The 10,643-nt window shown below is 59.6% G+C and carries 12 protein-coding genes and 1 tRNA gene; 6 read left to right on the top strand and 7 right to left on the bottom strand.

What is annotated here, in order from left to right; all coding sequences use genetic code 11:
* Positions 1–265 (top strand): integrase core domain-containing protein (locus tag CRP40_RS21275; protein ID WP_141400911.1); only part of this gene is annotated, 265 nt, incomplete at its 5' end.
* Here CRP40_RS21275 and CRP40_RS21270 read toward each other — a convergent pair.
* The 6 genes from CRP40_RS21270 to CRP40_RS21240 all read right to left on the bottom strand — a co-directional run bounded on the left by CRP40_RS21270 (position 240) and on the right by CRP40_RS21240 (position 5,714).
* Entirely contained in the window at positions 240–476 is a 237-nt protein-coding gene (locus tag CRP40_RS21270) for a Rha family transcriptional regulator (protein WP_050587358.1), read from the bottom strand. The genes CRP40_RS21275 and CRP40_RS21270 overlap by 26 nt on opposite strands.
* Positions 477–1,151: 675 nt before the next feature.
* The gene (locus CRP40_RS21265; protein ID WP_158545156.1) at positions 1,152–1,667 is read right to left on the bottom strand and encodes an RIP homotypic interaction motif-containing protein; all 516 of its coding nucleotides are present in this window, start codon (positions 1,665–1,667) and stop codon (positions 1,152–1,154) included.
* 419 nt (positions 1,668–2,086) lie between these two features.
* Complete coding sequence (locus CRP40_RS21260) at positions 2,087–3,142, bottom strand: hypothetical protein (RefSeq protein ID WP_027915710.1); 1,056 nt, start codon at positions 3,140–3,142, stop codon at positions 2,087–2,089.
* A 583-nt stretch (positions 3,143–3,725) separates the two neighbouring features.
* Positions 3,726–5,147: a tyrosine-type recombinase/integrase gene (locus CRP40_RS21250; RefSeq protein ID WP_050587357.1), complete on the bottom strand. Its 1,422-nt coding sequence runs from the start codon at positions 5,145–5,147 to the stop codon at positions 3,726–3,728.
* Between the two features lie 10 nt (positions 5,148–5,157).
* Positions 5,158–5,233 (bottom strand) — tRNA-Thr (locus CRP40_RS21245).
* Between the two features lie 70 nt (positions 5,234–5,303).
* Entirely contained in the window at positions 5,304–5,714 is a 411-nt protein-coding gene (locus CRP40_RS21240; RefSeq protein ID WP_027915709.1) for a pilin, read from the bottom strand.
* A gap of 213 nt (positions 5,715–5,927) precedes the next feature.
* Here CRP40_RS21240 and CRP40_RS21235 point away from each other — a divergent pair, with 213 nt between their 5' ends.
* Genes CRP40_RS21235 through yacG form a run of 4 tightly spaced genes read left to right on the top strand, consistent with a single transcriptional unit; the run spans position 5,928 to position 8,824 of the window.
* Positions 5,928–7,136, top strand: a complete 1,209-nt coding sequence (locus tag CRP40_RS21235; protein WP_027915708.1) for a type II secretion system F family protein — start codon at positions 5,928–5,930, stop codon at positions 7,134–7,136.
* Between the two features lies 1 nt (position 7,137).
* Entirely contained in the window at positions 7,138–8,007 is an 870-nt protein-coding gene (locus tag CRP40_RS21230) for an A24 family peptidase (RefSeq protein ID WP_027915707.1), read from the top strand.
* Positions 8,004–8,627 carry a dephospho-CoA kinase gene (coaE, locus tag CRP40_RS21225; protein WP_027915706.1) on the top strand — a complete coding sequence of 208 codons (624 nt, stop codon included), beginning with the start codon at positions 8,004–8,006 and terminating at the stop codon, positions 8,625–8,627. The genes CRP40_RS21230 and coaE overlap by 4 nt, the downstream gene beginning before the upstream one ends.
* Positions 8,624–8,824 (top strand): DNA gyrase inhibitor YacG, encoded by a 201-nt coding sequence (yacG, locus tag CRP40_RS21220; RefSeq protein ID WP_027915705.1) that lies wholly within the window; start codon positions 8,624–8,626, stop codon positions 8,822–8,824. Before coaE ends, yacG begins: the two co-directional genes overlap by 4 nt.
* Positions 8,825–8,873: 49 nt before the next feature.
* On the opposite strand, the gene CRP40_RS21215 is transcribed toward yacG, so the two are convergent.
* The gene (locus tag CRP40_RS21215; protein WP_027915704.1) at positions 8,874–9,557 is read right to left on the bottom strand and encodes an energy-coupling factor ABC transporter permease; all 684 of its coding nucleotides are present in this window, start codon (positions 9,555–9,557) and stop codon (positions 8,874–8,876) included.
* Positions 9,558–9,703: 146 nt separating this feature from the next.
* On the opposite strand from CRP40_RS21215, the gene CRP40_RS21210 reads away from it, so the two are divergent.
* Positions 9,704–10,333: a DUF1780 domain-containing protein gene (locus tag CRP40_RS21210; RefSeq protein WP_023533234.1), complete on the top strand. Its 630-nt coding sequence runs from the start codon at positions 9,704–9,706 to the stop codon at positions 10,331–10,333.
* Positions 10,334–10,643: the final 310 nt, after the last annotated feature.

The raw sequence follows: 10,643 nt of genomic DNA, 5'->3' as shown, positions 1-10,643 counted from the left end.
CCAGAGACTGTGGCGCTACCGCATACGCCAGAGCATGAGCCGCCGAGGCAACTGTTGGGATAATGCACCGATGGAGCGAGTCTTCCGCAGCTTGAAATCAGAGTGGATACCGACCACGGGCTACCTGACCGGGCAGCAAGCTCAACGAGACATTGGCCAATACCTAATGGGCCATTACAACTGGATCCGGCCTCATCAGTTCAACGATGGACTAGCTCCAGCGAAAGCAGAAGAAAAACTCAAAACCGTGTCCGGGATGAGTTGACCACTACAAACAGCGTTTGGACCCACTTGGGAGAGGGGCTCAAATTTGAGCCGATGTCCATCATCCCTATCTGATCCAGCATCTTGCGGATGTCGCGGAGGACGTTTTTGTGTTGCCGCCCAGTGATCTGTGCAATCTCCTGGGAGGACATAGCAGGCAGTCCGCTGATGGTGGTCAGGGTCGGGCCTGCGGCGATGTGTTCGATGTTCATGGTGTAGCGATTCCTTATTGGGAAACCTTCTGGCCGACCTCCACAGCCCAGCACCAAGTTCCCGCTACGGGGCCTGGGCGTGGTTCCAGAAGGTTTGCCAATGAGACCCGGGGTTGTGAGTGATGACCATCAGCCTGGCGCTCGGGCCGGACCTGGTCAGGTGAATGGTGAGGTGCGCCTGGAATTCCAGGGCGAAGGTTTGGGGGCGGCTCAGCGGGACAGCTAGGGGCCATGGGGGGTATGGCGAGCCAGTTACGTTCGAGGTGGGCTCTCAAATTTTTTCAGAAAAATTATTCGCACCCAAGGCAAATGCAGGGCCACCCATTGCCCTTGTCACGCTGATTGGCGTGACTAAAGAGGGCAGACATCCTGCCGCTTGGGGTGGCCGCAGGTTCAACTGTTATGGCCCTGTTTCGACTAAGGAGAGATGGCCATTTCTAACCCTCTAGGATGTGAGAGGTCTAGACGAGTGCCTATCTCTAGAAACGGAGAGATGGGCACCCCCGAGCTAAGCGGCTTGGAGGGTGATGTGAGTGCATGAATTCTGCACTCATGGATCTAGGGTCATCTCCGCCCCAGTCCTGAACCTCCGCGAGCAGACTGAAGTGGAAATGGGACAGTCAACGGATGCACGTCTATGTCATCCTGCTGCGCCCCCTCCGGAAGACTCTGTGGTTACCCCAGTAATCCCAGCGCTGCGGGCAGCCCAGCTCCAACGGCAGCGCTCACCAGTGGATGCCCAAGGAACTTGCTCAGCAGCCCTTTGGCCTCTGCTTTGTCCTTGTCGGACGCATGGGCAGACTCAATGGCGGCCAGGACTTCCTTCATGGCAGCTTGCAGGTGTTGGACGTTGTGATCGCCGATCTGAATGCCTGTAGAACCGTGGATTGTGATGTGGTTCGTGGTCGTGCCGGTAGGCTTTCTTGGGGTAGCACGGACCTTGGACAGTTCCAGTGCGAAGTGACCATCCATTCCACCAAGCCCGCTCTGGTAGTTCACGTCTTCAACATCGAACTCCACCTTATTGCCGTTGGGCAGAAGCTGAAAGACCTTGTCTCCCTCCGCAACATCAATGTTGTTGCCCATGATCGTGAGGCGAGGTTGAGTGAAGCAGCACGAGTGCCGCCCGATCTCTCGCCCTGCACGTTCTATGATTACGGTGTCTTCTTCCATATCAGCGAATGGGTTCACGTCCAGTCCTCGGTTGAACATCGAAGTGCCATCATAAGTTCAGTCCATGCCCACCGCTAGCGGGCGTGTCCCGTACATGACGAGAACACTAGAGATGCCCCTAGAGGCACTACCCATGATCGACCAGCAGGAGCCCCAGTATGCCCCCCTACCCCCCTTCGCTGGTGGTGTAGGTGGTCCGTGGTCTCAGTGGTCGCTCAAGGGTAGATGGCCCATGATCTGACACAGCGAGGATGCCCACAGCCCGGAACAAGTCCGGCACCACGTAGAACGTGATGAAGCCCCCGGATCACGGCTGCGTGATCCTAATGTGGTCCCTCGGGAATCCTGGGATGTATGCGTAGCACACTATTGCAATGGCATACCGCCTCGCACGTCAACAGTGGAGCTGCTCTCAGGCAAAAAAATACTCAAATGCCTTACCGAGCCCGTCTTGGGCGTGCCTGCCAGGCTTCCTCGACTATTTCCGGATGATTGTGTTCTTGGAGGATGCGCAGTGCGTTATCAGAGAAACGCGCGTGCCGCTGGCTTCCAAACTCGAAGATCATCATGTTTGCTTGATCCTGATCCACGCCCAGCAACTCTCGCAAAGCCTTGCACTTGTTCACGGTCAACCCCAAACGGTCAGCCAGGGCCGTGGGGCTCATGTGATACTTCTTCTGGAGGTCCACTTCCCGGATTGCACCAGCGGCTTCAGGATCATCACCAGATACGTACCTGACTGGCGCGCCATCCTTTTTACTGAAATGAACGCGAAGCGTGGGCCCCTCACCAGTGACATTGCTGGATAGCGCCACCAGCCTTGGGAAGACTTGATCGACCTGTGTGCCGGTCCTGATGGCTTTCTCGATACGGTCTATGTCGCGCTCGGATACCTCCACTGTTTCAGTGACGTGAGCCTCCATCGCCAACAGAGTGCGAATACGCCCGCGAGCCTCATCCCTTGCACGCTTGTTAGGGGCAAGAAGTTCAGCGATGTGCCGAAACTCGCGGTCCACGAGCACATCAAAACTGGGGAGGGCCGTTGTGGAAAGAGGCATCACGCGAAGGGGAAGATTGTCTGCCAGCGTATCCGCGAAATGCTGCGCTAAGACCTCATCCAGTGTCGTTATCAGCGCACGAGCGGTCACGAAAAGCGCATCCTCTGGAACGACAATCATCCAGTGCTGGGCGGCGTCTCGCATCGTGTCTATCGCCCGAATGGAGCCTGCTTGAGCGGGTGTTATGTAGCCACTCGCGGTAGCAACGTTCAGCGCTTTTTCCAGCCCGATGGCAATCCCTTTCTGCTTGTCGAAGACCTCTTTGGATTTTTGGACCAGTAGTGCCTTGGTTAGCATTTCACTGCTGTGTTGGAGATGCAGCAAAACCGACTCTGTGCGTCCATGGTCATCGTGGCCATTGAATACTTCCAGTCCCCGTCGAAGGGAGGCGATTGCTTTGCTCTTGAGAGTCCTAGCTTCCCGCTTGAGCTTCATACGATGCGCATCCAAATGTTTGTGCACGGATGTCTGAATGATAGCTACGATTTCACGCGCCAGTTGCGCTGAAGCAGTACTCCATGGCGTCAACCTGCAAGTAGACAAGGACTGCTGACGATGGCTGATAAACTCTCACGGCGATTGCTTCTCCTGAGCCCGGTGCTATTGCTGGCAGACAATGCTTCTGCACGTGGAGGGCGGGGTGGTCGAGGTGGAAGGGGCTCCTCAGGAGGCCGTAAGGGCTCACTATCTGGAAAAGGGCTGCTTTGCCTTCTTGGTATCGGAGCTGGAATCTTCGCGCTCGTGAAGCTCAATGATCGGAAGAACGCCAAAGAAGAGGCCGTAAGGCGCGCCGCTGAAGCAGCTCGCCTCGAAGCAATCGAAAGAGCAAAGCCGCCGAAAGATCAGTGGGACGCTCTCTCCCTGTGCCTACTTTGCGGTAGCCCCATGGTGACTCGAACCGCTAAGACGGGAAGGAGCAGAGGTAAGCAGTTCCTCGGCTGCACTTCCTACCCTCGGTGCTTAGGAACACGAAAGATCGAAAAAGCAGCCGCCAAACCGAAAAGCCCTAGTCCCCACGCTAGCTGAGCTCTGTTTTCAATAGCCACTCTCGCATCACATGAAGCGAGTATCCCTTCCCGTACCGGCTGGCTACATCAGCGCTAGCCCACCCGCCGATGCTCTTTCGTATGTCCGCAGGGCATTGAATCTCACGAAGCCGATCAGCCATCGTGTGACGAAGCTCATGAGCGGTATGAGCGACACCCTGCCCCCTCAGCCACTTGGCGATGGTGGCGGAGGCACTGTTGGCATTGCATCCCTTCGCAGACGTGTATTTAGGGAACGCAAATACTGCGCCCGGAAGTGAGCCCGCCACAGCGCGCTGGGCTGCCCACAGGGACGCCCCAACGAGCGGCACAACACGCTTGCTGTCTCTGTTCTTGAGCGAACGCCATGGGTACTCCTGGATGACGATATGAGGCACCTCAGCGTCCAGTCTGATGTCATCGAGGGGCAGACCTACCACCTCCGCCAAACGGGCTCCAGTGTCCGCTAGCATCGCAGTAATCCAGCGCGGTTCATCGTCCTTTTCCCTGCACCTCGCTACCGTCCTTTGAAGCTCTTCCGGGGTGAATGGTTGGCGCTCTTTCGAGTCGCTGCCCTCGCCCATAATCTTAAGCTCGGCAAACGGGTTCGGTCTCGAAAGCTCATGCTCCCGTGCGTAACGAGTGAACACCGCCACGATGGTGGATAGCCTGCGGCGAACGCTGGTGGTGGCAGAGCCGCGAGCCAACTCAGCATCAACGTAAGCCCTCGCATCCGCCCGAGTGACCGACTCAAAGGGCTTGTCACCAATCACATTCATCAGTCCATCGAACACTCGCCGAGCATCTGCGGAGAACTTGGCATCGTCACGCTTGGTGTGGTTATCCAGGTAGAAGTCCAGAGCATCGCTCAGCCTTACCTCAACCCGTCCTGCCAGCAGCTTGGCCGCTTCCCGCTCAGTGGGTGAGAGGTACTCCACGGGGTTGGGTTGCGCGCGTTGATCTTCATCCTCCACTGCGTGATTTGGCCGTTTGCCGTCCAGAAAGTCGAAGAACACCTCGACGATAGAGGGGTCATTCTTCGCAGGCTGATCGGCGAGCCCCCAATCACGGAGGAGAGACACGGCGTGGGCCCTCAGAGCTTGCGGTGAGGATGTCGGCTCCGCCCTCAGACGCTCCCACTCAGCCTCAACCTGTCGGTTCAAGCGATCCACCTCACGGCTAGCCAGGAGCACATCCGCGCTCTTGAGCTTCACTTTCACGAGTTTTTTGCCGTATCGAGGCTGGAGTTCTTTCGGAATGGGCCGCTGATAGTACAGCGTCCCTTTGCGGGAATAGGTGTAACGGAGGTTCACTTGGAGGGGGCCAAAGCTAGCTTTCATCGAGTAGTTACCACAAAGGTTACCACGCGAGAGGGGCTTTAGAGGCCGCAAACCCTTGATTTCAAAGGGTTTCATGGAGAGTTCATGGTGCCGGAGACAGGAATCGAACCTGCGACCTTCGCGTTACGAGTGCGCTGCTCTACCGACTGAGCTACACCGGCGTGTAGCGCAACGTACCACTGCTGCACCCGTTACGCAAACCCCTGTTTCCACTCGTTTATTCCGCCACCATTACGGCGCGGCGCAGCCTTTGGGCGCGAGGTCGGTTTCGATGTCGGTGGTGCAGGCCCAACCGGTCGCTGAGCGGGTCAGGGTCAGGGCCTTGCCCAACACGGTTGCGGGGGCGTCGACCAGGGTGCAGACGATGCGGCCGCTGGCGTCTGTGGCCTTGCCAGTGGCGGTGATTGCGCAGTGGGCGGTGCTGGGTTGGCCGCCGAGGCTGGCGACGTCGGTGACGTCGCGGCCTTCGTTCAGGCGCAGGTCCATCGCGGTTTTCAGGGCGCTGATTTCCAGCAGGCCGGCGGCGGCCTTGGAGCGGGCTTGGTGGTTGGTGTACATCGGTAAGGCGATGGTCGCCAGAATGCCGATGATCGCGACGACGATCATCAGTTCGATCAGGGTGATGCCGCGTTGCCCTTTCATGAACAATTTCCTTTTCGATACGCAGACTCAGTGAGGTCAGGCTTGCCTCGACCGGCAGCGGCGCAGTAGGCCTGAACAGACACCTTTTGTCACCCCTGCCCGCTTGGGCTTTGCCCTCGCTGCACTACTCTAGTGACCATCGGAAAGGCGCGCCTTTCCAGGGACGGGGCAAGCTGTTTCCAGGCTTGTCGCAGGGACGAAAAGGACATGTGAATGACGTCATCTACGCATCTCTACACCTGGCAGGGAACGGACGCCAGCGGCGCCCACGTCAGCGGCAAGACCACGGGGCGCAGCCCGGCCTATGTACAGGCTGCGCTGATTCGCCAGGGCATCACGGTGGCGCGGGTACGGCCAGCGGGTGGGCTGGCACTGAGCTGGCCGCGTTGGCAGGCCAGGCCGGACACTGCGGGCTTCAGTCGGCAGCTGGCAACCTTGCTGCGAGCGGGGGTGCCTTTGTTGCAGGCGTTCGAGGTGATGAGCCGTAGCGGCTGCCCCGAAGGGCAGGCGGCGGTGCTGCTGGCGCTGAAAAAAGACTTGGGCGCAGGGTTGGGGCTGGCGGATGCCTTGCAGCGCCATCCTCACTGGTTCGATGGGTTGTACTGCAATCTGGTGCGGGTAGGTGAGCAGTCGGGGACGCTGGATCGGCAGCTCGAACAGTTGGCGTGCATGTTGGAGCAGCGGCGTACGCTTGAGAAGAAAGTACGAAAGGCGATGGCCTATCCCATTCTGCTGTTCCTTACAGGGTTGGGGGTTTCGACCATCCTGTTGCTGGAAGTGATTCCGCAGTTCGAGTCGATGTTCGCTGGCATGGGTACGGCATTGCCCGCCCTCACCCAGTGGGTGATAGACCTGTCTGCGGGGTTCGGGCAGGTGGCGCCCTGGATGGCGCTTGTGGGGGTGCTGCTGGGCGTCGGTGGGCGCCAGCGGTATCGCCAGCATGCACCGACACGCCTATGGTGCGCACAGCAACTGCTGAGAATGCCGGTGTTCGGGGCGCTATTGGGGCAGGCCGCGCTGGCACGGTTCGCCCGCAGCCTGGCGACCAGTTATGCGGCTGGGGTACCGTTGCTGGACGCGCTGGGCACAGTGGCCAGCGCGTGCGGTAGTGAGCTTCACGAGCAGGCGGTGATGCGGTTGCGGCAGGCAATGGAAAACGGTCGGGTGCTCAATCAGGCGATGGCCGAGGAACGCGTGTTTCCTCCCTTGCTGGTGCAAATGACGGCGATCGGCGAGGCCAGCGGGACCTTGGACCAGATGTTGGACAAGGCTGCGAGCCACTATGAGGACCAGGTCAGCCAGGCTTTGGACCAGCTGGCCAGTATGCTGGAGCCGGCCATCGTGCTGGTGCTGGGGGTACTGGTCGGTGGACTGGTGGTGGCGATGTATCTGCCGATTTTCCAACTGGGTAGCCTGATCTGATATGACGGTATGGACACTGCAGGGCATGGAACCTGCGCACTTCATCGCCTGGGCCGCGCTGCTCGGTCTGCTGGCAGGCAGCTTCATCAATGTCGTGGCGTATCGTTTGCCGATCATGCTCAAGCGGCAATGGCGACGCACTGCGCAAGAGGTGCTGAAGTTACCTTTGAGTACGTCTGCGCGGTTCGATCTATGGTTGCCCGGCTCGCATTGCCCTCTATGCAACCACGTCATCCGTGCGTGGCAGAACATCCCTGTGCTCAGTTACCTGGCACTCAATGGCCGTTGCCGGGGGTGCAAGGGCCAAATCAGCGTGCGCTATCCGTTGGTCGAGGTGGCCTGTACTGTGTTGTCGGTGGCGATTGCCTGGCGCTTCGGCCCGTCGGAGCAAGCGCTCTACGCGCTGCTGCTGACCTGGTGCCTGCTGACGCTGAGCCTGATCGATGCGGATCACCAGCTGTTGCCCGACGTACTGGTGCTGCCGGCAGTGTGGCTGGGGCTGATCGTCAATGCTGGCGATGGGTTCGCGCCACTTGGCGATGCGCTGTGGGGTGCCGTGCTGGGTTATCTGAGCCTGTGGGCCGTCTACTGGACATTCAAGCTGCTGACCGGCAAGGAAGGCCTTGGGTACGGTGACTTCAAGTTGATGGCGCTCATCGGTGCCTGGGGTGGCTGGCAGGCATTGCCGCTAACCCTTTTGCTGTCCTCGGTAGCAGGCGCATTCATAGGGCTGTGCCTGATCGCGTTGCGTCGGCATGCCATGGGGGCGGCAATGCCCTTTGGGCCTTATCTGGCCATTGCAGGGTGGATTGCCGTGCTCTGGGATGATGAAATATCCCCCTCCTACATGCAACTGCTTGGATCCCAATGACCACAGCGGCCACAACACCCTGGATTCTGGGCCTTACCGGCGGCATCGGCAGCGGCAAGAGCGCCGCAGCCGAGCGCTTTGTCGAGCTTGGCGTGCACCTGGTCGATGCCGACCAGGCAGCGCGCTGGGTGGTCGAGCCCGGACGCCCGGCTCTGGCGAGCATCGTCGAGCACTTCGGCCCTGCCGTGCTGCAGGCCGATGGGCAGCTTGACCGTGCCGCGCTGCGCCAGTTGATCTTCACCGACCCGGCGCAGCGCAAATGGCTGGAGCAATTGCTGCACCCGCTGATCGGCCAGGAGATTTTCAGTTACCTGGCCAAAGGGCAATCGCCCTATGCGGTGTATGTCTCGCCCCTGCTGATCGAGTCGGGGCAGTATCGAAAAACTCAGCGCGTACTGGTCATCGACGTACCGCAAACACTGCAGGTAGCACGCACCCTTGCCCGCGACCACACCAGCGCCGAACAGGTGCAGGCCATTCTTCAGGCCCAGCTGCCGCGTGAAGAACGCCTGCACCATGCCGATGACGTGGTGGTCAATGACGGCGACCTGGGCCACTTGCATGCGCAGATCGACCGATTGCACAACTTTTACCTGACTTTACGAGGAGGCCAGCCATGAGCCAGCCATTGACCGTCGATTGCCCGACCTGCGGCGCACCTGTGGAATGGAACGATAAGAATACCTTCCGGCCGTTCTGCTCCGACCGTTGCAAACTGATCGACCTGGGCGCCTGGGCGTCCGAGGAGCACAAGATTCCCGGGGCCGAGGACTCGGAAGACGAATTGTATTCGGGGGATCTAGAGCCTCGTCACTGATTCTTTGGAGAAACACACCCCGTAGACGCTGTGCAGGGGGGCATGGCTTTCAGTCACCCCCTTCTTTCCAGGGAGCCTGCAGGTATCGAGTGCGGTTGAACGTCTCCAGCCATTCAGGGCAAAAGACCACCAGTGCGCTGATCACGGTTCCGTTGATGAACGCTTCGGGAAACATCATCAGCCACAGGTAGCCCACAAAATCACTTAGCCACTCTGGCATGGCGAACAGGCCATCGAGCCAGAGCAGCCCCAGCGCGGCGGTGAGGCACACGGCCACCGTCAGTGCCGCCGGGAAAAACCCTGAGCAAAAGATGTACACGAAAAGATTTCGCGGCTGCGCTCGTTCCACCGCGATGGCACAGGCTTCGGTGACCAGGACCGGCAGGCCGACCAGCAGCAGACCGTTGACCCCTAACCCAGCCAACTCCTGACGCCCGAGCAGTAGCAGGCCCAGCTGCGCCATGAAGCCACCCAGTACCGCCAGCGGCCAGTCCAGCAGCAGGGTGACGGCGGTCATGCCGATGAAGTGGTAGGACACGCCCGTGTCGAAATCGCGCCGAACCAACCACAGCGCGAACAACCCAACCACAGTGCCGAACAGCAAGTGCTGGCGCCGCCGGTCCGTGACCAGCTCGACCCAGCGGGCTTGACTGGCGGCCCACGCGAGCAGTGGCACGTAGCCTAGCCAGCCAACGGTCAGCGTTGTTGCCGACAGCACCTGCGCGCTGATCATGTAGGAATAACCTCAATCAATGCATGGATAAATGCGAGTCTACACGGATTGCCATCAGCGTGCTTTTGGCCCAAAGGGCAGGTAATTCATTGATTCAAGGCGCGATCAACTCCTGATCGTCATCAAATTACAGCTAAGCTTGCTTCATGGATGACTCCGATTACCTGCGCCTGCTTACCATCCAGGCCGAACAAGCCAACGCCTTCTTGTCCAATGCCCGCAAATGGGAGCGCGAGCGTTGGGTCTGCCAGCGCCTGCTCCAAGGCCTGAATATCGCCTATCGCAACGACGACTTCACGCCCGCCGGCCAGGAGCCGCCTGACGTACTGTTCCGCGATGCGGCCTTCGAGGTGTTCTTCGTGCTGGACGAGGGTCGCCGACTTAACGATGAATGGCGAGAAGAGCTGCAACGCAGGCGCAGCGCCTTTTCACTAGCGCAACTGGTGCGACGCGAAGCACGCCCTCGCCGCATCAGTGCGACCGAGTTGCTGGGCAGGCTGGCGCCCACCCTGCGCAAGAAAGCGCACAACTACCGTGAACGCGGGTTAGACCTGAACGAGCTGGACATCATTGCCTTCGCCAGTCTCAAACGCGAGGTGCTGGACCTCAACACCCACTTCCCGCCGCCCACCGAGTACTTGCGCCAGGGCTGGCGCTCACTGTCGCTGGTCGGGCCAACCTTTGCCCGGGTGTTGTTCGCCCACCCAGATGCGCCGGATTTCCTACGCGGTAACCTGGGGCGCAGCATCGTCTTCGATGTGGGGATCAGTCTTTGATCCTATGCAGTGATCGCTTGCGATGACGTACACTCGGCGGCGCCGATAGAAAGGATTATCATTTGTCACAGCCGCGTGCGCGAGCGCTGTAGCGTTTGCCGATGCGCGAACGTCTATGCCTAGAGGCCCAGCATGACCCATCGCCTGAACCCTGCGTGTCAGCCAGTGTCGATGATGACCTGCAAGCCCTTGGGACGCTGTGTCGAGTACCTCGCTACCCCCGTCGTCTTGGGTCAGGCACCTGTTGAGTGGACCGGAGCTATGAGCTGCCTTGCGCTCGCCCTCCCCTCATGCCCCTTGCGACCGGCCC

This window comes from Pseudomonas sp. URMO17WK12:I9 (assembly GCF_900230165.1).
In the GTDB taxonomy this organism is placed as follows: domain Bacteria; phylum Pseudomonadota; class Gammaproteobacteria; order Pseudomonadales; family Pseudomonadaceae; genus Aquipseudomonas; species Aquipseudomonas fulva.
The sequence above is the reverse complement of the archived record's forward strand: the minus strand, read 5'-3'. Positions and strand labels throughout refer to the sequence as shown.